The sequence below is a fragment of the Streptomyces sp. NPDC090445 genome, assembly GCF_044769385.1.
Taxonomy (GTDB): domain Bacteria; phylum Actinomycetota; class Actinomycetes; order Streptomycetales; family Streptomycetaceae; genus Streptomyces.
On sequence record NZ_JBIVXV010000003.1, the window covers coordinates 40,805 to 64,028 of the forward strand.

The window sequence follows — 23,224 nt, forward strand, 5'->3', positions numbered from 1 at the left end:
CTGCACGAGGCCCGCGCCGTACGGGAATTCAGCGAAAGTTCATTCGAAGGAAATTCATTCGACGGCGACGCCGCCGGCCCGGCAGGATCGGCCGCATGTCCCGGCACGCCTTCCCCGCAGCGCCGTCCGCAGTCGCGGACGCGCCGAAGGCTGCCGTCCTGCTCTTCGAAGCACTCGCCTTCGCCGCGTTCGACGGCGTCCGACGCTGACCCTTCCCGGACAGTCCAGCGGACCCCGCAGGGGGAGGGTCGGCGCGGCCTCAGGGGTCCCGTTCCGGCTTCGGCCGGTCGTAGCAGTGCGATGTACACGGGAAGAGACATCATGGCCAAGACGGCCTTCGTACGCACCAAGCCGCACCTCAACATCGGCACCATGGGTCACGTCGACCACGGCAAGACCACCCTCACCGCCGCCATCACCAAGGTCCTCGCCGCACGCGGCGGCGCCTCCTTCGTGCCGTTCGACCGCATCGACCGGGCCCCGGAGGAGGCCCGGCGCGGCATCACCATCAACCTCGCGCACGTCGAGTACGAGACCGACACCCGGCACTACGCCCACGTCGACATGCCCGGGCACGCCGACTACGTCAAGAACATGGTCACCGGCGCCGCCCAGCTCGACGGGGCGATCCTCGTCGTCTCCGCACTCGACGGGGTCATGCCGCAGACCGCCGAGCACGTGCTCCTCGCCCGGCAGGTCGGCGTCGACCACATCGTCGTCGCCCTGAACAAGGCCGACGCCGGGGACCCCGAGCTGACCGACCTGGTCGAGCTGGAGGTCCGCGAGCTGCTCACCGCCCACGGCTACGGCGGGGACGGCGCGCCGGTCGTACGGGTCTCCGGGCTCGGGGCCCTGGAGGGCGACCCGCGGTGGACCGGGGCGATCGAGGCGCTGCTGGACGCGGTGGACACGTACGTCCCGATGCCGGTGCGGTACACGGACGCGCCGTTCCTGCTGCCGGTGGAGAACGTGCTGACCATCACCGGGCGCGGGACCGTCGTCACCGGATCCGTCGAGCGCGGGCGCGTGCGCCCGGGCGACCGCGTCGGCGTCCTCGGCGGCGACGGCGAGCCGGTGGAGACCGTCGTGACCGGCCTGGAGACCTTCGGCAAGCCGATGGAGTCCGCCGAGGCCGGGGACAACGTGGCGCTGCTGCTGCGCGGGGTGCCGCGCGACGGGGTGCGCCGCGGGCAGGTGGTGGCCGCGCCCGGCAGCGTGGAGCCGAGGCGGCGCTTCACGGCGCAGGTGTACGTGCTCTCCGCGCGGGAGGGAGGGCGCACCACCCCGCTGTCGACCGGGTACCGGCCGCAGTTCTACATCCGCACCGCCGACGTGGTGGGTGACGTGGACCTGGGCGCGGCCGCGGTGGCCCGGCCCGGGCAGACGGTCACGATGACCGTCGAGCTCGGCCGGGACGTGCCCCTGGAGGCGGGGCTCGGCTTCGCGATCCGCGAGGGCGGGCGCACGGTCGGCGCGGGGACGGTGACGGCCGTCCTCGGCTGAGGCGCCCGGCTGAGGCGCCCGGCCGGGGCGCCCCGGCCGAGGTGCCCCCGGCGTGGTGGCGGCGGTCCCGGTACGCCAGACTGCCGTCACCACAGGGCGTGACACGAGGAGGCGCGGGCTCATGGGCGGCGGGACGGCACTGGTGCTCGGCGGCGGAGGGCTGACCGGCATCGGCTGGGAGTCCGGGATCCTGTACGGGCTCGCGCAGGCGGGCGTCGACCTCTTCGGCGCCGGCCTCGTCATCGGCACCTCCGCGGGCTCGCTCGTCGGCGCCCAGCTGACCTCGGGCCTGCTCAACCCGCGCGAGCTGTACGAGCGCCAGCTCGTCGACCCCGCGGGCGAGGCCGTGGCCCGGTTCGGGAGCGGGCTCGTCGCCCGGTACGCGCTGGCCATGCTCCGCTCGCGCGACGGGGAGGAGTACCGCAGGCGGGTCGGGGCGATGGCCCTGGCCGCCGGCACCGGCGAGGAGGCGGAGCGGCGCAGGGTGATAGCGGCCCGGCTGGTCTCCCACGAATGGCCCGCCGGGCGCCGGCTCCTGGTCACCGCGGTCGACGCGCTGAGCGGGAAACTCGCGGCCTTCGACCGGGAGAGCGGTGCCGGGCTGGTCGACGCCGTCGCGGCGAGCTGCGCGGTGCCCGGGGTCTGGCCGCCGGTGACGGTGGGGGAGCGCCGCTACATCGACGGCGGGATCCGCTCCGCGGCCAACGCGGACCTGGCCGCCGGCTGCGACCGGGTGGTGATCCTCGCGCCGATGACCCTCGGCTCCGGGCACGTCCCCGCGCCCGCCGCCCAGGCGGCGCGGCTGCGGGAGGCGGGCGCCCGGGTGCTGCTGATCACGCCGTCCGCCGAGGCCCGCAAGGCCATCGGCCGCAACGTCCTGGACCCGGCGCGGCGGGCCCCGGCGGCGCGCGCCGGACTCGCCCAGGCCGCGCGGCACGCCGCCGAGGCGGCCGAGGTCTGGGCGGGCTGACGGCGTACGGACGCCTCCGGCCCGCGGGCCGGCCCTCGTCCGGGCATCCGGGCGTACGGGCGTACGTGCATCCAGGCGTACGGGCGTTCGGCGCGGCCGTCGGACAATGGTGCGGTGAATGAGGAACAGATCCCGGTGATCCGGGCCGTGGAGCAGGGCACCGCCAAGCTGATGCCGGACGTGGACCGGGACCGGGCCTGGCTGCTGACCGTCGACGGCGCCCCGCAGTCCTACGTGGATCTCGACGATCCGGAGCACCTGGAGTTCGAGTACGCACGCCGCCTCGCGCACGTCCTGGACTGTGCCGCGGAGCCCGGCACCGCCCTGGACCTGCTGCACCTGGGCGGCGGCGCGCTCACCCTGCCCCGGTACGCGGCGGCGACCCGCCCGGGCTCCCGGCAGACCGTCGTGGAGTTCGACGTGGAGCTCGTCGCCCTGGTCGAGGAGCACCTGCCGCTGCTTGCCGGGTCAGGGATCACGGTGCACGCCGCCGACGCGCGGGCCTGGCTGGAGGGCGCGGACTCCGCGGCCGCGGACGTGATCGTGGCCGACGTGTTCGGCGGCTCGCGGGTGCCGGCCCAGCTGACTTCCCTGGAGTACGCGCGGGAGGCGGCGCGGGTCCTGCGGCCGGGCGGGGTGTACGCCGCGAACCTGGCCGACGGGGCGCCGTTCGGCTTCCTGCGGAGCCAGCTGGCCGGCTTCCGCGCGGTGTTCGCGCAGGTCGCGCTCGTCGCGGAGCCGGGCGTACTGCGCGGGCGCCGGTTCGGCAACGCCGTGCTGCTCGCCGCCGATCAGGAGCTTCCGGTGGACGCCGTGGCCCGGCGGTGCGCGGCGGACGCCTTCCCGGCGCGGGTGGTGGCAGGCCCCGAGCTGGACCGGTTCGTCCGGGGTGCCGCGCCGGTGGCCGACGCGGACGCCGCCGGCTCCCCGGAACCGCCCGGCGGGACGTTCGGCATCGGCTGAGCCCGTGTCGTGCGGGCCGGCCGCTGTGTGGTGCGGGGTCAGTCCCCGGCCCTGTCGCGGGCGTCGGCCGCCGGGGCGGAATCCTGCGCGGCCGCCGGGACTCCGGCCGAGCCGGCCTTCGCGGGTCCGGGCCTGCGGGTGAGCCGGCGGACGTCCGGGACGGTGAGGACCGCGGCGGTGACCACCACGACCAGCGTGGCGCAGCCCCACAGCGCGGCGGTGCGGCCGAAGGCCGACTCCACGGGCCCGGCCACGGCCGTGGCCAGCGGCAGCAGCGACACCGAGCCGAACCAGTCGTAGGCCGAGACCCGGGAGAACTTCTCCTCCGGTATCTCCTGGTGCAGGGCCGTCATCCAGTTCACGCCGAACACCTCGATGGCCGTGCCGCTGACGAACATCACCGCGCACAGCGCCCACACGGGCAGCGGCACGGCCAGGCCCGCCGACGGCAGCGCGAGCGGGAACACGCACAGGGTGCCCACCAGCAGCAGTCGGCGCGGCTTCCACACCATCATCAGCACGGCGCCGGCGATGGTGCCGACACCGAAGAGGGACAGCGCGAGGCCCCAGGGGGCGGGCCCGCCCAGCCGGTCGCGGGCCACGAGGGGCCCGTACACGGCGTCCGCGGCGCCGACGACGGCGACGACCACGGAGAACTGGAGCACGATCCCCCACAGCCAGGGGCGGGTCCGGAACTCCACCCAGCCCTCGCGCAGATCGGCCAGCAGGCCGCCGCCGGGCGCGCGCTCCGTCACCCGGCCCACGTCCAGGCCGGCGCGCAGGAGCCCGGCCAGGGCGAACGCGGCCGCGTCCACGGCCAGTACCCAGCCGGGGCCGAAAGCGGCGATCAGCGCTCCGCCGAGGGCGGCCCCGCCGATGCCGGCGCCGCTGACTGCCATCCGGAAGAGGGCGAAGGCGCGGTTCGCGTGCTCGGCGGAGACGGTGGCGAACAGCATGCCCTCGGCGGCCGGGTTGAAGAAGGCCGTGCCGGTGCCGCAGAGCGCGGTGAGCAGCATCATCTGCCAGAGCTGCGGGTCCCCGGTGAGGACGAGGAGGGCGAAGGCGCCCTGCGAGACGCAGTTGAGGGCGTTGGCCGCGACCATCACGCGGTGGCGCGGCAGCCGGTCGGCGACCGCGCCGCCGATCAGGAGGAAGAGGACGAGCGGGAGGGTGCGGGCCGCTGCCACTAAGCCGACGTCGCCGGCGGATCCGCCGTCCTCCAGGACGGCGAACGCCGAGGCGATGAGCGCTCCGTGGCTGCCGAGGTTGGTGATGACGGCGGCGGCCGTCAGCAGCGTGTAGTTGCGGCCGGCCCAGGAGGGCCGGCCGCGGCCGGGCATGCGGGACGGCGAGGCGGGGGGAGGACTCACCCCTCGGACTATTCACGCCCCGGCCCGGTAATCCAAACCGATTACCGGACCGGGGCGTGTGGTCGTGCGGGCGGGCGCGGGGCCCGGAGGCGTCCTTCCGGATCAGCCGTTGGTGCCGTTGCCGTGCAGGCGCACCGAGCTGAGCACCTTGTCCATGGTGTCCTGCGGGACCTCACCCGGGACGCCGGCGGCGCTGAACAGGATCCAGCTGGAGAAGTCGCCCGTGGCGTTCTTGAAGCTGAACGCGATGGACTTGCCGTCGCGCGAGCACTTGTTCTCCTTGGGCACACCGATCGCGGTCGCGGTCGCCATGTGGCCCTTGAGACCGGAGGAAGTGGTGTACTCCTTCGGCTCGGAGACCTTGACCGTGCCCTTCGGGGCCTTCTGTGCGAACGCGGCGAACGCCCAGTTGGCGGCCTCGTTCTTCACGGCCTCGGCGGTGTCCTTGGCGCCCTGGCCGCCCTTGGTGCCGCTGCCGGCCAGCTCGGTCTTCTCCTCGCGGCCGTCCTTGTCGGAGTCGATCACGCACCAGTCCTCCTTGAGGAAGGCCGGCGCGGAGAAGCTGATGAGCGGCTTGCCGTCCTTCTTCACGTCGTCCGTGAAGCTGGCGATGACACCGGGGCTGGAGACGTTCCACTCCGGCGGGATGTCGAAGGCGGTGCCGTACTTCGGGTTGACGACGACCTTCCAGCCCGGGATCACGGGCTGGATGTCGCCGCCGGCGCGCGGGTTGTCGCTCGGCGAGGACGCTGCGGGCGACTGCGGCGCGGCGGACGAGGCCGGGGGATTGTTGTCGGCCACGTCGTTCGTGCCGTCGTCCCGGGTCAGGACGAACGCGCCGGTCGCGGCCGCCGCGACGACGACCGCGGACGCGGCGACGATGGCGATCGTCTTGGTGGAGAGCCCGCCGCCACCGCCACCGCCACCGCCGCCGCTCGGCGGTGCCGGTACGGCCTGCTGGGGCTGGGTCCACGGCTGGGTCGGCGCCTGGTAGCCCGCCTGCGGGTACCCGTAACCGGGCTGCTGCTGGTACGGGTTCGGCTGTCCCGGCTGCCCCGGCGGCTGCTGCTGGTACGGATTGTGTTGCGCGTCCTGAGGGTCCTGCTGTCCCCCGGGCGGCTGCTGCTGTCCTGGCCACATGGCCGGTAACGATAGTGGGAGTGGCCGACAGGGGCCACGGCCGCCCCCCTGACAGGTCTGGTCAAGCGCATCTACTCGTGGGTAACATCGCCTCTCATGAGCGCAGACCAGATGAATGTGGGCGAACTGCTCGCCGCGACCGTGCCGATGGCCCGGACCCTGAACCTCCAGTTCCTGGAGACCACCCCGGAGCGCGCGGTCGTCCGCCTGCCGGACCAGCCCGACTACCACAACCACGTGGGCGGTCCGCACGCCGGCGCCATGTTCACCCTCGCCGAGTCCGCCAGCGGCGCCATCGTCCTGGCCGCCTTCCGCGACCAGCTCTCGCGCGCCGTGCCGCTCGCCGTGAAGGCCGAGATCGCCTACAAGAAGCTCGCCAAGGGCGTCGTGACGGCCACCGCCACCCTCGGCCGCCCGGCCGCCGAGGTCGTCGCCGAGCTCGACGCGGGCGGCCGCCCCGAGTTCCCGGTCACCATCGCCATCCAGCGCGACGACGAGGCCGTGACCGGCGAGATGACCGTCGTGTGGACCCTGCGCCCCAACGCATGACCACACGTTCCCCGGGGGAGGAGTGGGGCCGCGCCGTCACGGCGCGGCCCCACCCGCGTTCCGGGGCGCTCCCGCACGGCCGGAACCCCTGCGAACGCCGCCGCGGCGCCCACGCCCGCGGGCACCGCACCGAGGCGCGCGTGCAGGTGCAGGACGGTGCCCGGCGCCCCGCCGGCACCGTCGGGCCGCCGCCGCAGGGCTGAACCTGCACACCGCGGTGGCGCGCCCCCGGGCCCGGGCGCCGGTGCGACGGCACAGTGGGCGCCGGGAGCGGTCCGGCGCGGGCCGCTCCCGCAGACCGGAGCCGCAGGGAGCGCCATGAGCGAGGCCGTGCCCAGACGATCCGCGCTGCGGCTGATCGCAGCGGTGGGCGCGGCACTCGGCGCGGCCGGCTGCACCCCCGCGGTGCCGCCCGGCGCCAACCTCCGTACCGGCCCGTCCGCCGCATCCGCCCTGCCCGGCCCGCTCGCCCCGGCCTCCCCGGCCGGCGGCCCCGCGCGGCCCGGGAGCACGGCCCGCATCGACGCCCTGCTCGACCGGCTCACCCTCGACGAGAAGACCGCCCTCCTGCACGGCGGCCGCGACCCGGCCCCGCTCGGCCAGACCGGCTACCTCCCCGGCGTGCCGCGCGTCGGCATCCCGCCGCTGCGGCTCGCCGACGGGCCCGCCGGCGTACGCGTCACGCACCCCGCCACCGCGCTGCCCGCGCCGGTCATGCTCGCCTCCGCCTTCGACCCGGCGCTGGCCCGCGAGTACGGCAGGACCCTCGGCCGGGAGGCCCGGGCCCTGGGCCAGGACGTCCTGCTCGCGCCCGTGGCCAACCTGATCCGCACCCCGTACGCCGGCCGGAACTCCGAGGCCTTCTCCGAGGACCCGCGGCTGACGGCCGACCTGGTCGCGGAGGTCGTCCGCGGCATCCAGGACGAGGGTGCGATCGCCGCCGTCAAGCACTTCGCCCCCGGCCACCAGGAGCACGGCCGCGACACCGTCGACGTCATCGCCGGCGAACGCACCCTCCACGAAACGGAACTGCGCGGCTTCGAGGCGGCCGTCACCGCCGGGGCGGGCGCCGTGATGGGCGCGCACCACAAGGTCAACGGAACCCGCGCCTGCGAGAGCCGGCCGCTGCTCGACGAACTGCTGCGCGGCCGCTGGGGGTTCGACGGCTGGGTGGTGTCCGCCCCGGACGCCGCGCACAGCACCGTCGCCGCCCTCGGCGCGGGTCTCGACATGGAACTGCCCGGCGGCACGCACTTCGGCTCCCCGCTCCGGGAGGCGGTGCGCGCCGGAACCGTCCCCGAGGACGCCGTCGACCTTGCCGTACGCCGGATCCTGGCCGCCATGGACCGGTTCGGGCTGCTCGACGCCAAGCGCCCGCCCCGCCCCGCCCGCGACCCGGGCGCCGGGGCGCGGACCGCCCGCCGGGTCGCCACCGCCGGCGCGGTCCTGCTCCGGAACGAGCGCGCCACCCTGCCGCTGTCCGGAGCCGCCGCCCGCTCCATCGCCGTGATCGGGCCCACCGCGCAGGTGCCCTTCGTCAGCGGCGGCGGCAGCGCGCACGTGGTGCCCGACCGGGCGGCCGCCCCGCTCACCGCGATCAGGCGCCGGGCCGGCAGCGGCGCCACCGTGCGCCACGCCCTCGGCGAGGACCTGTACGGCCGGACGCTGCCCGCGGACCTGCTGGTCCCGGCCGCGGGCCTGGACGACCGGACCGTGCCCGCCGGGCGGACCTGGAGCCACGAAGGGGAGTTCACCCTCGCCGAGGACGACGAGTGGACGCTGCTCGTCCACTACACCGGCAGGCGGCCGAGCGTGCGCCTCGACGGGGAGGAGCTGTTCCCCGTACGACAGGGCGCGGCCGAGTCCTTCGCGGGCGGACTGCTCGGCTCCGCGCCCGACGGGCTCAGTGTCCGCCGCCGCACCCTCGCCCTCGCGGCGGGCGCCCACCGCCTCGCCGTCTTCGCGGAGGGCGGCGGCACGGGCGGGCGGTTCCGGCTGCGCCACACGACGGGGGCGACCAGGGCCGCCGATGTCGCCGAGGCCGTGAAGGCGGCGAAGGCCGCCCGCAGCGTGGTCCTCTTCGCCTACGAGGACACCGGCGAGGGCAGCGACCGCACCTCGCTGGGGCTGCCCGGCGGCCAGGCCCGGCTGATCGAGGCCGTCGCCGCGGCCAATCCCCGCACGGCGGTCGTGCTCAACACCTCCTCCGGCACGACCATGCCCTGGCTCTCCCGCACCGGAGCCGTCCTGCAGATGTACTACCCGGGCCAGGAGGGGGCCGCGGCCACGGCGGCCGTCCTCTTCGGGGACACGGACCCGGGCGGGCGGCTCACCCAGACCTTCCCGGCCGACGAGAAGCAGACCCCGGTCGGCGGGGACCCGCTGCGCTACCCCGGGGTGGGCGGCCGGCAGGAGTACTCCGAGGGCGTCCACGCCGGCCACCGCTGGTACGACGCGCAGCGCGTGGAGCCGCTGTTCGCTTTCGGGCACGGGCTCTCGTACACGAGCTGGGAGTACCGGGACCTGGTGGTGCGGCCGGAGCGCGGCGGACTGCGCGCGGAGTTCGCCGTCCGCAACACCGGGCGCCGCAAGGGGACCGAGGTGGCCCAGGTGTACGTGGGCCCCTCCGCGGAGCTGGACCTCGACCAGCCGGTGCGCGCGCTGGCCGGCTACCGGCGGCTCACCCTGGCACCGGGCGAGACCCGGCGGGTCGCCGTCGCCGTCGATGCGCGGGCGCTGTCCTCGTGGGATCCGGAGCGGCACGCGTGGGTGCCGGGGACCGGCCGGCGCACGGTGTTCGCGGGCCGCTCCTCCCGGGACCTGCCCCTGCGCGCCGAGGCAGTCGTCGAGGCAGGCGCCGGGAACAGATAGGCTGCTCGTTCGGCGTGTCACGCGGGACGCGCCGGGACGCGAGCCTTTGAGGCGGGACGAATCAGGAGGGCGCACCGGTGCACGTCCAGGAATGGCTGGAGCATATTCCGGCGGTCAGCATCTATCTCCTGGTGGGCCTGGTCATCGGGCTGGAGAGCCTCGGCATCCCGCTGCCGGGGGAGATCATCCTCGTCAGCTCGGCGCTGCTGGCCTCCCAGCACGGGGAGATCGACCCCGTGGTCCTCGGGATCTGCGCGACCACCGGCGCGATCGTGGGCGACTCGATCGGCTACGCGATCGGCCGTCGGGGCGGGAAGCCGCTGCTGGAGCGGCTGGGGCGGCGCTTCCCCAAGCACTTCGGGCCGGCCCAGGTGGCCCAGGCGGAGCACGCCTTCGAGCGGTGGGGCATGTGGGCCGTGTTCTTCGGGCGGTTCGTGGCGCTGCTGCGGATCTTCGCCGGGCCGCTGGCGGGCGTGCTGCACATGCCGTACTGGAAGTTCCTCATCGCGAACGTCTTCGGCGGGATCCTCTGGGCGGGCGGCACGACGGCCGTCATCTACTCCATCGGGATCGTCGCGGAGCCGTGGCTGAAGGGCTTCTCGTGGGTGGCGCTGGTGCTGGCCGTGGTCATCGGCGTCACCGTGATGCTGGTGATGCGCAGCCGGATGAAGAAGGCGGCCGCCGCCGGGCCTGCGACCGACCCCGTTGCCGGGCCTGCTGCGGAGCCTGCGCCCGCCGAGCACTGAGCGCAGGGGCCGGGGCCGGGCAGGCTGGATGCTCCGGCCCGGCCCGGCGCGCTACTCGCCCGGGGCGACCGCGGCGCGGTGCTGCTCGGCCAGCTCCACGTACATCGCGGCATTGACCTTGAGGCCCTCGCGCTCCTCGTCCGTCAGCGGGCGCCGCACCTTCGCCGGCACCCCGGCGACCAGCGAGCCGGGCGGGACCACCATGCCCTGCGGCACCAGCGCCTGCGCGGCCACCAGTGAGCCCGCGCCGATCACCGCGCCGTTGAGGACGGTCGCGCCCATGCCGATCAGGCAGTCGTCCTCGACGGTGCAGCCGTGCACGACGGCGTTGTGGCCGATGGAGACCCGCTCGCCGACCGTGACCGGGAAGCCGGGGTCCACGTGCAGGGTGCAGTTGTCCTGCACGTTGCTGTCGGCGCCGAGGACGATCGGCCCGCAGTCGGCGCGCAGCACCGCCGAATACCAGATGCTGGCGCCGGGGGCCAGGGTGACGTCGCCGACCACCACGGAGGTGGGCGCCGTGAAGGCGGTGGGGTCGATCCGCGGGCTCTTGCCGCCCACGCCCGCGACGAATGCCCGGCCGGCCGTGCCGAGGTCCGCGTGTTCCGTCATGTTCCTCTTCCTCAGTCCTGTGTCCTCCGGGCCTGGTGTGCCCGGTGTGCCTGACGTGTCGCGCTACCGGCACCGTAGGGCACGCGGGGGCGGGGGCCGGCGATGGGGTGAAGATCACGGCGCGGCCGGGGCACCCGGCGCGTTACCGTGGCCCGGTGCCGAAGAACCAGAACACGTTCTCATCCCTGACCACCCTGCGCCGCCGCGTCGCAGGCCGGATCGCCCACGGCGTCTGGCGGTGGATGCGGCAGGCCGGTGCGGTCACCGACCGGACCACGGGCGGGCTCCGCTTCGGCGCGATCGGCGAGGGCACCCGGCTGGCCTTCCCGCAGGGCACCGTCTTCGGCGAGCCGTGGATCCGCCTCGGGGCGTGCTGCATCATCGCGGAGCAGGTCACCCTGACGGCCGGGATGCTGCCGGGCCTCGACCTCGGCACCGAGCCGGTACTGGTCCTCGGCGACGGCGTCGTCCTCGGCCGGGACAGCCACGTCATCGCCGACGCCCCGATCACCATCGGCAACAACACCTTCTGCGGGCCGGGGGTGTACATCACCTCCACCAACCACAGCTACGACGACCCGCACGAGCCGATCGGCCGGCAGTGGCCGCGCAGCGAGCCGGTGGAGATAGGCCCCGGCTGCTGGCTCGGCACGGGCGCGGTGATCCTCCCGGGGGCGCGGCTCGGCCGCAACGTGGTGGTGGCCGCGGGGTCCGTGGTCCGCGGCGAGGTGCCCGACCACGCCGTGGTGGCCGGAGCCCCGGCGCGGATCGTGCGCCGGTGGACCGAGGAGACGGGCTGGCAGCCGCCGCTGCGCACGCCGCCCCCGGTGCCGATCCCGGACGGGATGACCTCCGGGCAGCTCCGGGCTCTGGCGGAGTTCGCGGAGGCGGAGCAGCGCGCGGCCGACGCGGAGCAGCACGCGGCTGACGCGGAGCAGGCCGTTGCCGACGCGGAGCAGGCCGTGGCCGAGGCGCAGGGTGCCGCGGCCGGTCAGGATGCCGCGGCCGGTGCGGAGCGGCAGCGGACGGCCGACGCGGCCGCGGCCGGCCGGTCCGGCTGACCGGGGTCGCTAGCCGGCCGCCAGCAGAACCGTTCCGGCGAGGGCCAGCCCGGCGCCGGCCGCCTGGACCGCGCGCAGCCGTTCGCGGAGGACGGCGAAGGCGGCGAGCGCGGTGATCACCGGGTACAGCGAGGAGAGGACGGCGGCCACGGTGACCGGGCCGTTCTGGGCGGCGACGGAGTAGGTGCCGTTCGCCGCGACGTCGGCGAGCCCGACGAAGGCCAGGGCCGGCAGCAGCCGCCACAGGGTCCGCAGGCCGGTGCCCTCGGGCAGGGCCGGGGTGCCGCGCAGGCTCTGGACCCACAGCACGCTGCCGCCCGCGACCACGTTGGTGACCCGCTGCACGAACAGGGCGAGGAAGAGCCCGGTCACGGAGCTGGAGGCCTCCGAGATCAGCGCCATCACGGCGCCGAAGCCGAAGGCGGCCGTCAGGGTCAGCACCACGGCCTGGCGCTGCACGGGCGCCCCGCGCAGCTCCGGGCCGCCCGCCAGGACGATGCCGACGACGGCGATCGCGATGCCGGTGACCTGGCCGAGCCCGGGCTGCTCGCCCATCGCGAGCCCGACCCCGACGGGTACGACCACCCCGAGCGAGCCGAGCGGCGAGACCACTCCCATCGGGCCGAGCGCCAGCGCCTTGTAGAAGCTGAACATGGCGACGGGCCCGACCAGCCCCGCGGCCACGGCGAACCACAGCTGCGGCCCGGCTTCCCGCCAGGCCCCGGTGGCCAGCACGACGGAGCCGAGCACGAGGACGGCCAGCACCTGCGAGGCCACGACCACGGTCAGGGCGGGCAGCCGGCGGGTCAGCAGTCCGCCGCCGAAGTCCGCGAGGCCCCACATGAGGGCCGTGGCCAGGGCGAAGAGGGCGGTCATGCGGGGGCCTCGCAGTACAGTGCGGTGAACGGTGGGGTGCAGTGTCGAGTACGCCGCACGATAGTTCAGTCTATTGGACTTGGAAATCCAGAATCTTGGACGGAATGGTGTCGGACTTCGAACAGCTCACACAGGCGCTCGCCCGGAACCTCCGCCACTGGCGCGGCGATCGGGGCTTCACCCTGGACGCCCTGGCCGCCCGTGCCGGGGTGAGCCGCGGGATGATCATCCAGATCGAGCAGGCCCGTACGAACCCCAGCGTCGGCACGACCGTGAAGCTGGCCGACGCCCTGGGTGTGAGCATCACCACCCTGCTGGACCGCGACCGCACCCCGCGCGTGCACGTCGTGCTGCCCGGGCAGGGCGTACGGATGTGGGCCACCGGGGCGGGCAGCGGTGCGAGCATGCTCCTCGGCGACGACCGGCGCGGCCCCGTCGAGATGTGGAGCTACCGCCTGGCGCCGGGCGAGGGCAGGGACTCCGACCCGCACCCGGCCGGCACCTTCGAGATGCTGCACGTCACCGCCGGGGAGCTGACCCTGCTGGTCGGCGACGAGCGGTACGCCGTCCCGGCCGGCGGAGCCGTCTCCTTCGAGGCCGACACCCGGCACGCGTACCGCAACGACGGCGGGGAGCCGGTGGAGATGACCCTGGCCGTCTCCATCCCGCCCGTCGGCAGCGCCGCTACAGGGCGGGAATCTCAATAGCAGGGCAGCGGTCCATCACCATCTCCAGGCCGGCCTCGCGGGTACGGGCGAACGCGGCGTCGTCGACCACGTCGAGCTGGAACCACACGGCGTCCGCGCCCACGGCCACCGCCTCGTCCGCGACCTGCCCCGCCAGGGCGCTGTTGACGAACACGTCCACCACGTCCACCTTGAACGGGATCTCCGCGAGCGAGGCGTACCCCTGCTCCCCGTGCACCGCCTCCGCCTTCGGGTGGACGGGGACCACCCGCTTCCCGAACCGCTGCAGCACGCGCGCGACCCCGTACGCGGCCCGGTCCCGGTTGTCGGACAGGCCGACGACGGCCCAGGTGTCGCCGAGCTCGGTGAGGATCCTGCGGATGGTTGCCGGGTCGCCGTACACGCGTGCCGCCTCCTGAAGTCGTCCGGGCCCTGCCCGTCGGTTGCGGCCGGTGATCCGCACCGCAGCATTCGACAACAGAAAGGACGCATGTCCGATTCCCCGTAGGGTGGAGCGGTGAAGTCCGACCAGTACGCGACGGTGGCCCGCGAGGGTGTGCACGAGTCCGAGATCAACCGCTCGCGGTTCCTGTGCTCGCTCGCGCCCGCCGCGACCGAGCAGGAAGCCCAGGAGTTCGTGGCGCGCATCCGCCGCGAGCACCCCACCGCCACGCACAACTGCTACGCCTACGTCATCGGGGCCGACGCCTCCGTCCAGAAGGCCAGCGACGACGGCGAGCCCGGCGGCACCGCCGGCGTCCCCATGCTGCAGATGCTGATGCGCCGCGACATCCGGTACGCGGTGGCCGTCGTCACCCGCTACTACGGCGGCGTGAAGCTCGGCGCCGGCGGGCTCATCCGCGCCTACGGGGGCGTCGTCGGCGAGGCCCTCGACACGCTCGGCACCGTCACCCGCCGCCGCTACCGGCTGGCCACCGTCACCGCCGACCACCAGCGCGCCGGCAAGATCCAGAACGATCTGCGGTCCACCGGCCGGACCGTGGTCGACCTGCGCTACGGGGCCGCCGTCGAGATCGAGGTCGCCCTCCCCGAGGCGGACCTGCCCGGCTTCGAGGCCTGGCTCGCCGACGTCTCCGCCGGCACCGCCGCCCTCGCGCTCGGCGGTGAGACGTACGCGCCCTGAGCACGCCGGCGAGGCGTTAGCGTAGAGGGGGCCATCGGGCGGCCACGGCGATTCAGGCGATTCATGCGATTCAGGGGGCGGACGGGCATGCGCGGAGAGACGGCCGGCAGGGCCGGCGAGTGAGGCTCCTGCACACTTCCGACTGGCACCTCGGCCGGTCCTTCCACCGCGTCAACCTGCTCGGCGCCCAGGCCGCCTTCGTCGACCACCTCGTGGAGACCGTCCGCGAGCACGAGGTCGACGCCGTCCTCGTCGCCGGCGACGTCTACGACCGGGCCGTGCCCCCGCTGCCCGCCGTCGAGCTCTTCGACCGGGCCCTGCACCGCCTCGCCGACCTCGGCGTGCCCACCGTCATGATCTCCGGGAACCACGACTCCGCCCGCCGCCTGGGCGTCGGGGCCGGCCTGATCGGCCGGGCCGGCATCCACCTCAGGACCAACCCCGACGGCTGCGCCGACCCCGTGGTGCTGGCCGACGCACACGGCGACGTGGCGCTGTACGGGCTGCCCTACCTGGAGCCGGCCCTGGTCAAGGACCACATCGGAGCCGACCGGGTCAGCCACGAGGCCGTCCTCGGCGCGGCCATGGACCGCATCCGGGCCGACCTGGCCGGGCGCGCCCCCGGCACCCGCTCCGTTGTCCTCGCGCATGCCTTCGTCACCGGCGGCCAGGCCAGCGACAGCGAACGCGACATCGCCGTCGGCGGCGTCGAGGCCGTACCCGCCTCCGTCTTCGACGGGGTCGACTACGCCGCCCTCGGCCACCTCCACGGCTGCCAGACCATCAACGAACGGGTCCGCTACTCCGGTTCCCCGCTCGCCTACTCCTTCTCCGAGGCCGGCCACCGCAAGACCGTGTGGCTCGTCGACCTCGGCCCGGCCGGGGAGATCTCCGCCGAGCGGATCGACACCCCCGTCCCGCGGCCCCTTGCCCGGCTCCGCGGCCCCCTCGCCGCGCTGCTCGACGACCCGGCGCACACCGCGCACGAGGACTCCTGGATCGAGGCCACCCTCACCGACCCCGTACGCCCCGACGACCCCATGGCCCGCCTCACCGCCCGCTTCCCGCACACCCTCAGCCTCGCCTTCGACCCCGAGGGCCGCGAGGAGGACGGCGGCGCCACCTACGCCCAGCGGCTCCGCGGCCGCAGCGACCAGGAGATCGCCGAGGACTTCGTCGCCCACGTGCGCGGCGGCGGCGCCGACGAGGCCGAACGGGCCGTGCTCCAGGCCGCCTTCGAGGACGTGCGCACCACCGCGGCCGCCGACGGCGGACAGGAGGCCCGCCGATGAGGCTGCACCGGCTCCGGATCACCGCCTTCGGCCCCTTCGCCGAACCCCAGGACATCGACTTCGACGCACTGTCCGCCGCCGGGATCTTCCTGCTGCACGGACCCACCGGCGCGGGCAAGACCTCCGTCCTGGACGCCGTCTGCTTCGCCCTGTACGGATCCGTGCCCGGCGCCCGCCAGGCCCCCGGCGCCGCCCTGCGCAGCGACCACGCCGCGCCCGGCACCCCCACCGAGGTCACCCTCGAACTCACCGCCGGCGGACGGCGCCTGGAGATCACCCGGCGCCCCGAACAGGACCGGCCGAAGAAGCGCGGCACTGGCACCACCAAGGACAAGGCGCAGAGCCGGCTGCGCGAGTACGACGGGCAGCAGTGGACCGCCCTCAGCCGCTCCCACCAGGAGATCGGCGAGGAGATCGAGCAGCTGCTCGGCATGAGCCGGGAGCAGTTCTGCCAGGTCGTCCTGCTGCCGCAGGGCGAGTTCGCCCGCTTCCTGCGCGCCGACGAACAGGCCCGCAGCCGCCTCCTGAGCCGCCTCTTCGACACCCGCCGCTTCGCCGCCGTCGAAACCCTGCTCGCCGAGCGCCGCCGGGCCGCCGAGGCCAGGGTCCGGGCCGGCGACGAGAAGGTCCTCGGCACCGCGCAGCGCCTCGCCCAGGCCGCCGGGGACAGCGCCGGCCTGCGGGCCTGGCCGATGCCCGGCCACCAGCCCGGCGACCCCGGCCTGGCCGGAGCCGTCCGGGCCTGGGCCGCCGTCGCGCGGTGCGACGCCCGGGAGCGGCTCACGGTCGCCGACTACGCGCTGGCCGCCGTCGAAAGTCGGCACGCCGCCGCCCGCCGGGCCGCGCAGGAGGCCCGCGAGCTCGACCGGCTGCAGCGCCGGCACGCCGAGACCGCCCGCCGGGCCGCCCTCCTCGCCGAGGCCGCCCCCGAGCGGCAGCGGATCCGGGAACTCCTCGACCGGGCCGGCCGCGCCGCCCTCGTCGCCCCCGCCCTGGACCTGCGCGGAGCCGCCTCCTCCGCCCACCTCGCCGCCGCCCACGCGGAGGCTGCCGCCCGCGCCGAACTGCCCCCGGCCCTGGCCGATGCCGGACCGGAGCAGCTGGCCGGCGTCGAACAGCGGCTGCGGGAGGACCTCGGCGCACTGGGCGCGGGCCGCCGCGCCGAGCAGCGCAGCGCCGAGATCGGCCGCGAGCGGGCCGCCCTGGACCGGGAGGCCCGCGACGCCGAGGAGCAGCTGAGGGAGTCCGCCGAGTGGCTGGCCCGCTGGGAGGACACCCGCGCCGTGCTCACGGGCCGCGCGGACGCCGCACAGCAGGCCGCGACCCTGGCCGAGCAGCTCGCCGGGAAGCTGGAGCCCGCCCGGATCCGCCTGGACGCGGCCCGCCGGCGCGATGCGCTGGATGCCGACGCGCAGCGCGCCGCGGGCGAACTGGCGGCCGTACGCGAGGAGTCGGCCGCGGCCCGGGAGCGCTGGCTGGAGCTCAAGGAGGCCCGGCTGCGCGGGATCGCCGCCGAGCTGGCCGCCGCGCTGGTCGCGGGCGAGCCGTGCACGGTGTGCGGCGCGGCCGAGCATCCCGCCCCGGCCCGGCCCGCCCCCGGGCACGTGGACCGGGCCGCCGAGGACGCCGCCCACGCCCGCTACGAGCAGGCCGAGGAGCGGCGGGCCGCCGTCGAGCGCACCCTCGCCGCCGTGCAGGAGGCCCGCGCCGGAGCCGCGGCCGCCGCCGGGGACGCCACCACCGCCGACCTCCTCGCCCTGACCTCGGACATCGGCTCCCGGCACGCCGCAGCCCACGCCGCCGCGGCCGGACTGCACGCCGCCCGCGAGCAGCTGGACCGCGCCGAGCGGGAGCACGCCGTACGCAGCGCCGACCGGCTGGACGCCGAGCGCCGGGCCGCCGCCCGGGCCTCCCGGCGCGAGGCCCTCGACGGGGAGCAGGCCTCGCTGGAGGCCGAGCTCGCCCTGCTCCGGGGGGACGCGCCCACCCTCGCGGCCCGCGCCCGGACCCTGGAGGACCGGGTCCGCATGGTCTCCGCCGCCGCCACCGCACTGCGCCGCGCCGAGACCGCCGCCGCCCGGCTCAAGGAGGCCGACGGCCAGCTCGCCGACGCCGCCTTCAAGGCCGGCTTCGACACCGTCGAGGCGGCGGCCGACGCCGTGCTCCCGGACTACGAACGCAGCGCGCTCCAGCGCCGCCTGGACGCCTGGCAGGCCGAGGAGGCGACGCTGGCCGACCGCCGCGGCGAGAGCGACACCGCGGCCGCCGCCGCCCTGCCCCCGGCCGATCCGCACGCCGCCGAGGCCGAGGCGGGGCGGGCCGAGGTACTGGTGCGTTCCGCCGCCTCCGCCGCCGACGCGGCGCGGGTGCGGTGCGCGGAGCTGGACCGGCTCTCCCGGCAGGCCGAGCAGGAACTGCGCGCCCTCGGCCCGCTGCGCGAGGCCTACGAGCGGGTGGCCCGGCTGGCCGGCCTCACCGCGGGCACCTCCGCCGACAACGAGCGCAAGATGCGGCTGGAGGCGTACGTCCTGGCGGCGCGCCTGGAGCAGGTCGCGGCCGCGGCGACGGCGCGCCTGCTGAAGATGTCCGGCGGCCGCTACACCCTCGTCCACTCCGACGCCAAGGCGAGCGGACGCGGCCGCTCCGGTCTCGGGCTGCACGTGGTGGACGCCTGGACCGGCAGCGAGCGCGACACCGCCACCCTGTCGGGCGGCGAGACGTTCTTCGCCTCGCTCGCCCTCGCCCTCGGACTCGCCGACGTGGTCTCCGACGAGGCGGGCGGCGTACGCCTGGACACCCTCTTCATCGACGAGGGTTTCGGCAGCCTGGACGATCAGGCGCTGGACGAGGTCCTCGACGTACTGGACTCGCTGCGCGAGCGGGACCGCAGCGTCGGCATCGTGAGCCACGTCGCCGATCTGAGGACCCGGGTGCAGGCCCAGCTGGAGGTCGTCAAACAGCGCGGCGGCTCGGCGGTCCGCCACCGCACCGCCGCCGTCACGGACTGAGCGGGCGGCGGGGCAGCGGCGAGGAGTACACGACGCTCGTGGTGACGGCGCCGAGCCCCGAGATGCGGCCGGCGACCTCCTCCAGATGGCCCATCGAGCGGGCGGCGACCTTCAGCACGAAGCAGTCGTCGCCCGTGACGTGGTGGGCCTCCAGGATCTCCGGAGTCGCCTCCAGCAGATCGTGGAACGGCTTGTAGTTGCCGTGCGGATAGCGCAGCCGCACCAGCGCCAGGATCGACTTGCCCAGCTTCTCCGGGTTCACCACGGCCGTGTAGCCGGTGATCACGCCGGTCTCCTCCAGGCGGCGCACCCGCTCGGTGACGGCGCTGGCCGACATGGAGACGGCGCGGGCGAGGTCGGCGAAGCTGGCCCGGCCGTCCTCCTGGAGGGCGGCCAGGATGCGCCAGTCGGTGGCGTCGGGGGAATACTCGGTCACCCGGCAGGTGTAGCAGGGGAATCCCCGGTGAAACAAGAGGAGGGCCGGGGAATCACCCTTCCTGGGTGATCAATAGGCTCATAGATTCGGTGACATGACGACGACACAGCACCCCGACGCCCCCACTGCCCCGGCCGCTGCCGCCGCCCCGGCCCCTTCCGCGGCGCCCGAGAACCCCGTACTCCGCGTTCCCCCGGCGACCCCGGCCGCGGCCGCCGCCTACTTCGCCGCGAGCCTCGCCTTCCACGCGGACGTGTCGGACGTCGCCACCGCCCTCAAAGCCCACCGCGAGCAGGGCGCCGACCCCGGATTCCAGCTGATCGACTCCCGCTCCACCCCCGCCTGGGACCAAGCCCGCATCCCCGGCGCGATCCACCTGTCCACCGCCCTGATCCCCGAGCAGGCCGAGCAGCTCCTGGACAGGAGCCTCCCCGTGGTCACGTACTGCTGGGGCCCCGGCTGCAACGGAGCCACCCGCTCCGCGCTCGCCCTGGCCCGGCTCGGCTTCCAGGTCAAGGAGATGCTCGGCGGCATCGAGTACTGGATCCGCGAGGGCTTCGAGGTCGAGACCCGGCAGGGCAGGCAGCAGCGCGGCGAGGCCGACCCGCTGACCGCCCCCACCGACTCCGACGACTGCGGCTGCTGACACCGCCGCGGACAGCCGGACGGGCCGCCCGCTCCCCGAGGGGAGGCGGGCGGCCCGTCCAAGCAACCGGGGTGCCGCGGGCCCGGGTCCGGATCAGAGCTGCGACAGCTCGTCCACCAGGTCGTCCAGGCCCAGCGAGCCCTGCGACAGCGCCGCCATGTGCCATGCCTTCAGATCGAACGCCTCGCCGTGCGCGGCTCGGGCATTGCCCCTGCCCAGCAGCCACGCGCGCTCGCCCAGCTTGTAGCCGATCGCCTGGCCCGGCATCGACAGGTAGCGGGTCACCTCGCTCTCGATGAAGTCCGCCGGCCGGCTGCTGTGCTGCGCGAAGAACTCCTGCGCCAGCTCCACCGTCCAGCGCTCACCGGGGTGGAACGGCGAGTCCGCCGGGATCTCCAGGCCCAGGTGCATGCCGATGTCCACGATGACCCGCGCGGCCCGCATCATCTGGCAGTCGAGGTAGCCCAGGCGCTGCTCGGCGTCCTTCAGGTAGCCCAACTCGTCCATCAGGCGCTCCGCGTACAGCGCCCAGCCCTCGACATTGGCGCTGACCAGGCCGACGGACGCCTGGTAGCGGGAGAGCCGGTCCGCGACGTGCGCCCACTGCGCGAGCTGGAGGTGGTGGCCCGGAACGCCCTCGTGGTACCAGGTGGAGACCAGGTCGTACACCGGGAATCGGGTCAGGCCCATCGTCGGCAGCCAGGTCCGGCCGGGACGGGAGAAGTCCTCGGAGGGACTCGTGTAGTACGGGGCCGCTGCGCCGCCCGCCGGGGCGATCCGGGACTCCACCCGCTTGACCCGCTCGGCGAGTTCGAAGTGGGTGCCGTCCAGGTTCTCGATGGCCTCGTCCATCAGGCCCTGCAGCCAGGCCTGGACCTCATCGACACCGATGTGGGTGCCGTGCTCGTCCAGGTGCCGGAGCGCCTCCCAGGGGCCGGCGCCGGGCAGGATCCTGGCCGCCTCGGTCTTCATCTCGGCGAGCAGCCGGTGGTATTCCGACCAGCCGTAGGCGTACGCCTCGTCCAGGTCCAGGTCCGTGCCGTTGAAGTAGCGCGACCAGCGGGCGTAGCGCTCGCGGCCCACCGCGTCCGGAGCGCCGGAGACCGCCGGTTCGTACACCGCGCGCATCCAGTCGCGCAGGGCGGCGAGGGCGGCGGTGGCGGTGCCGGCCGCCTGCTCCAGCTCGCCGCGCAGCGCCTCCGGGCCGTGGGCGGCGAACTCGCCGAAGAAACCGCCGCCCGCGGTGCTCCCGTCGCCGGAAGCGTCCTCGTCCTCACCGGCCCAGGTGGTGAGCTGGCCGATGAAGGTGGCGGTGGCGCGCGGGCCGCCGTACAGGCCGCGGTCGAGCCCGAGCTGAAGGCTCTCGCGGTAGCCGGCCAGGGCGGCGGGGACCGCGCGCATCCGCTCGGCGATCGCGGCCCAGTCCTCGTCCGTGTCCGCCGGGGTCAGCGGGAAGACCTCCCGGATCGCGTGCGCGGGGGAGTGGATGTTGCTGACGGTGCGCAGGTCCTCGTCGGCCTCGTACACGGCGAGTTCGGCGGTGAGGCGCTCGCGCAGCAGGCGGGCGCAGCGGCGCTCGGCGTCGCTGTCCGCGCCGGGCAGCCGCTCGGCGGCGTCGAGCCGGGCGAGGGTGGAGCGGGCCAGGTCGGCCACGGCCGCACGGCCGGCCGGCGAGAAGTCCGGGAGGCTGCCCGAGCTCGCCACGACACCGAGGTAGGTGCCCGTGATGGGGTCGAGAGCGATGAGGTCGTCGACGTAGGCATCGGCGACCTGGCGCGGCAGCCGGGACGCGATGTCGCTGCGGAGGGTGTCTGACATGCGGACATCTTCGTACGCGCGGAGGGTCCGCGTCATCACCGTTCGCTGTCGGCCTGCTGACGCTGTGTGGACCGGCCGGCGCCCGGCCGCCCGTACGGGAGCCGGCTGCCGACGGCTGCCCTGGCGAGACGGGCGGTGATCACCAGCGTGCCCTCCTCGACCAGGTAGTCGAGGGGGAGGCCGAGGCCGCGCATGGCCGCGACCATGCCGGTGTTGGAGGACTGGGTCACGGCGTACACGCTGGCGCAGCCCGCCTCGACGGCCATCGCGACGAGCCGGCGCAGCAGTTCGGAGCCGATCCCGCGGCGCTGCCAGTCGTCCTCGATCAGCAGCGCGACCTCGGTCTCGTCCCCGTCCCACAGCAGGTGGCCGAGGGCGACGAGCTTGCCGGAGGCGGTGGTCACGGCCAGCGTACGGCCGAAGCGGGGGCTCAGCAGGTGGTCGAGGTAGCGGTCGGCGTCGGCGACGGGGCCGTGGTAGCGCAGGCCCAGGGTGCGCTCGGAGCAGCGGTCGTGCATCGCCCGGGCGGCCGGCAGGTCGGCCTGGTCGGCGCGGCGCACGGTGAGGTCGTTGCCCTCGGGCAGGGTCAGCACGTCCTGGCTGCGCGGGATGCGCGGGCCGAGCCGGGCGTCGAGCTCGACGAGGGCCCGGGCGCGGGCGAACTCGGTCGGGGTGAACGGCAGATGGGGCCGCTCCACGGTGAGGGCACCGCCCGAGGGGTCGCGCAGCCGCATCACGGTCGCTTCGAGCACCCCCTCGACCGGGGCGTCGGCGCCGGCGTTGGGACGGCCGGAGAGGCTGGTCGCCGGGATGGAGTGGATGGTGCAGCGGCCGAGCAGCTGGCGCAGCGCGAGCGGCAGTTCGGCGGCGTCCAGGGCGGTACGGGTCGCCAGGCCCAGCAGCCGGGTCGGGGTGTCGACGAGGTCGTGCGCGTCGGCCCGCTCGATCCACGTGTCCCTGCCGCCGGCGCCGGAGACGGCGCGGGCGAGCTCGGCGGAGGGCAGCAGCTGCGGGGCGCGCAGCAGGAACTCGTCCACGGTGCCGCCCTCGGGCAGCGGATGCGTCTGCAGGGTCAGGATGTCCACCGCGCGGGCGGCGAGCGCGCTGCACAGGGCGGCCAGGCTGCCGGGCTCGTCGCGCACGGTCGTCCGCATCCGCCACAGCGAGGCCGTGGCGGACGGGCCGTCGCCGGGGGTGCCCGCCGCCGGGGTCGCCGCAGGGCCGGCGGCACCCGTATCGGAGGGGGCCGTGCTCGCGGGCGGCGGCGCGTGGCTGTGGCGGCGCGCCCACCAGGTGTGGAACGCCGCCGTCACCAGGAGGGCGACGGCCGAGGCGACCAGCAGGACGGGGCCCTTCGGGCCGTGCACGACGAGGTTGGCGATGCCGTCGGCGACCGCGACGGCGCAGAAGAGCGCGGCCAGCTCGACGACATCGCGGCGCCAGTGGTGGTGGCGGTGGGGGCGGTGGGCGGGGGCGTGCAGGCGTTCAGTCATGCATGCCACTGTGACGCAGGGGTGTTGCGTGGTCACGAAC

The 23,224-nt window shown here is 75.3% G+C and carries 21 protein-coding genes; 13 read left to right on the top strand and 8 right to left on the bottom strand.

The features are described from left to right. Positions 1-321 precede the first annotated feature (321 nt). From tuf to ACIQUT_RS08285, 3 genes are all read left to right on the top strand, one after another. Positions 322-1,503: an elongation factor Tu gene (gene tuf, locus ACIQUT_RS08275; RefSeq protein ID WP_403560720.1), complete on the top strand. Its 1,182-nt coding sequence runs from the start codon at positions 322-324 to the stop codon at positions 1,501-1,503. A 121-nt stretch (positions 1,504-1,624) separates the two neighbouring features. Next, a complete protein-coding gene (locus ACIQUT_RS08280; protein WP_403560722.1) occupies positions 1,625-2,473 on the top strand; it encodes a patatin-like phospholipase family protein in 849 nt (282 codons plus the stop codon). A gap of 171 nt (positions 2,474-2,644) precedes the next feature. Further along, complete coding sequence (locus ACIQUT_RS08285; RefSeq protein WP_403561632.1) at positions 2,645-3,436, top strand: spermidine synthase; 792 nt, start codon at positions 2,645-2,647, stop codon at positions 3,434-3,436. 38 nt (positions 3,437-3,474) lie between these two features. Here the strand turns inward: ACIQUT_RS08285 and ACIQUT_RS08290 are convergent, their stop codons facing one another. Both ACIQUT_RS08290 and ACIQUT_RS08295 read right to left on the bottom strand, forming a co-directional pair. Continuing rightward, complete coding sequence (locus ACIQUT_RS08290) at positions 3,475-4,776, bottom strand: MFS transporter (protein WP_403561634.1); 1,302 nt, start codon at positions 4,774-4,776, stop codon at positions 3,475-3,477. A 132-nt stretch (positions 4,777-4,908) separates the two neighbouring features. After that, a complete protein-coding gene (locus tag ACIQUT_RS08295) occupies positions 4,909-5,946 on the bottom strand; it encodes a hypothetical protein (RefSeq protein ID WP_403560724.1) in 1,038 nt (345 codons plus the stop codon). 96 nt (positions 5,947-6,042) lie between these two features. Here ACIQUT_RS08295 and ACIQUT_RS08300 point away from each other — a divergent pair, with 96 nt between their 5' ends. The 4 genes from ACIQUT_RS08300 to ACIQUT_RS08315 all read left to right on the top strand — a co-directional run bounded on the left by ACIQUT_RS08300 (position 6,043) and on the right by ACIQUT_RS08315 (position 10,112). After that, entirely contained in the window at positions 6,043-6,495 is a 453-nt protein-coding gene (locus ACIQUT_RS08300; RefSeq protein ID WP_403560726.1) for a DUF4442 domain-containing protein, read from the top strand. Further along, on the top strand, positions 6,492-6,698 hold the full coding sequence (locus ACIQUT_RS08305) for a hypothetical protein (protein WP_403560728.1): 207 nt from the start codon (positions 6,492-6,494) through the stop codon (positions 6,696-6,698). Before ACIQUT_RS08300 ends, ACIQUT_RS08305 begins: the two co-directional genes overlap by 4 nt. A 115-nt stretch (positions 6,699-6,813) precedes the next feature. Continuing rightward, positions 6,814-9,366 carry a beta-glucosidase gene (locus tag ACIQUT_RS08310; protein WP_403560730.1) on the top strand — a complete coding sequence of 851 codons (2,553 nt, stop codon included), beginning with the start codon at positions 6,814-6,816 and terminating at the stop codon, positions 9,364-9,366. Positions 9,367-9,443: 77 nt separating this feature from the next. Then, positions 9,444-10,112 (top strand): DedA family protein, encoded by a 669-nt coding sequence (locus ACIQUT_RS08315; protein WP_403560732.1) that lies wholly within the window; start codon positions 9,444-9,446, stop codon positions 10,110-10,112. A gap of 51 nt (positions 10,113-10,163) precedes the next feature. On the opposite strand, the gene ACIQUT_RS08320 is transcribed toward ACIQUT_RS08315, so the two are convergent. After that, positions 10,164-10,724, bottom strand: a complete 561-nt coding sequence (locus ACIQUT_RS08320; RefSeq protein WP_403560734.1) for a gamma carbonic anhydrase family protein — start codon at positions 10,722-10,724, stop codon at positions 10,164-10,166. Between the two features lie 155 nt (positions 10,725-10,879). Here ACIQUT_RS08320 and ACIQUT_RS08325 point away from each other — a divergent pair, with 155 nt between their 5' ends. After that, the gene (locus ACIQUT_RS08325) at positions 10,880-11,785 is read left to right on the top strand and encodes an acyltransferase (protein WP_403560736.1); all 906 of its coding nucleotides are present in this window, start codon (positions 10,880-10,882) and stop codon (positions 11,783-11,785) included. A 9-nt stretch (positions 11,786-11,794) separates the two neighbouring features. On the opposite strand, the gene ACIQUT_RS08330 is transcribed toward ACIQUT_RS08325, so the two are convergent. Beyond that, complete coding sequence (locus ACIQUT_RS08330; RefSeq protein ID WP_403560738.1) at positions 11,795-12,661, bottom strand: EamA family transporter; 867 nt, start codon at positions 12,659-12,661, stop codon at positions 11,795-11,797. Between the two features lie 107 nt (positions 12,662-12,768). On the opposite strand from ACIQUT_RS08330, the gene ACIQUT_RS08335 reads away from it, so the two are divergent. Next, a complete protein-coding gene (locus tag ACIQUT_RS08335) occupies positions 12,769-13,368 on the top strand; it encodes a helix-turn-helix domain-containing protein (protein WP_403561635.1) in 600 nt (199 codons plus the stop codon). Here the strand turns inward: ACIQUT_RS08335 and ACIQUT_RS08340 are convergent. Then, complete coding sequence (locus ACIQUT_RS08340) at positions 13,346-13,750, bottom strand: CoA-binding protein (RefSeq protein WP_403560740.1); 405 nt, start codon at positions 13,748-13,750, stop codon at positions 13,346-13,348. The genes ACIQUT_RS08335 and ACIQUT_RS08340 overlap by 23 nt on opposite strands. Positions 13,751-13,864: 114 nt before the next feature. Here ACIQUT_RS08340 and ACIQUT_RS08345 point away from each other — a divergent pair, with 114 nt between their 5' ends. The 3 genes from ACIQUT_RS08345 (at position 13,865) to ACIQUT_RS08355 (ending at position 18,791) form a co-directional block, all read left to right on the top strand. Further along, a complete protein-coding gene (locus ACIQUT_RS08345) occupies positions 13,865-14,491 on the top strand; it encodes a YigZ family protein (RefSeq protein ID WP_403560742.1) in 627 nt (208 codons plus the stop codon). Positions 14,492-14,610: 119 nt separating this feature from the next. Continuing rightward, the gene (locus ACIQUT_RS08350; RefSeq protein WP_403560744.1) at positions 14,611-15,783 is read left to right on the top strand and encodes an exonuclease SbcCD subunit D; all 1,173 of its coding nucleotides are present in this window, start codon (positions 14,611-14,613) and stop codon (positions 15,781-15,783) included. Next, positions 15,780-18,791 carry an AAA family ATPase gene (locus ACIQUT_RS08355; RefSeq protein WP_403560746.1) on the top strand — a complete coding sequence of 1,004 codons (3,012 nt, stop codon included), beginning with the start codon at positions 15,780-15,782 and terminating at the stop codon, positions 18,789-18,791. Before ACIQUT_RS08350 ends, ACIQUT_RS08355 begins: the two co-directional genes overlap by 4 nt. Here the strand turns inward: ACIQUT_RS08355 and ACIQUT_RS08360 are convergent. Continuing rightward, positions 18,781-19,227 (bottom strand): Lrp/AsnC family transcriptional regulator, encoded by a 447-nt coding sequence (locus tag ACIQUT_RS08360; protein ID WP_403560748.1) that lies wholly within the window; start codon positions 19,225-19,227, stop codon positions 18,781-18,783. The two genes, ACIQUT_RS08355 and ACIQUT_RS08360, sit on opposite strands and share 11 nt — an antisense overlap. A 94-nt stretch (positions 19,228-19,321) precedes the next feature. Here ACIQUT_RS08360 and ACIQUT_RS08365 point away from each other — a divergent pair, with 94 nt between their 5' ends. Continuing rightward, positions 19,322-19,873: a rhodanese-like domain-containing protein gene (locus ACIQUT_RS08365; RefSeq protein ID WP_403560750.1), complete on the top strand. Its 552-nt coding sequence runs from the start codon at positions 19,322-19,324 to the stop codon at positions 19,871-19,873. A 93-nt stretch (positions 19,874-19,966) separates the two neighbouring features. On the opposite strand, the gene ACIQUT_RS08370 is transcribed toward ACIQUT_RS08365, so the two are convergent. Both ACIQUT_RS08370 and ACIQUT_RS08375 read right to left on the bottom strand, forming a co-directional pair. Continuing rightward, positions 19,967-21,691, bottom strand: a complete 1,725-nt coding sequence (locus ACIQUT_RS08370; protein ID WP_403560752.1) for a DUF885 domain-containing protein — start codon at positions 21,689-21,691, stop codon at positions 19,967-19,969. Positions 21,692-21,726: 35 nt separating this feature from the next. Then, on the bottom strand, positions 21,727-23,184 hold the full coding sequence (locus ACIQUT_RS08375; protein WP_403560754.1) for a GNAT family N-acetyltransferase: 1,458 nt from the start codon (positions 23,182-23,184) through the stop codon (positions 21,727-21,729). Between the last annotated feature and the right edge of the window lie 40 nt (positions 23,185-23,224).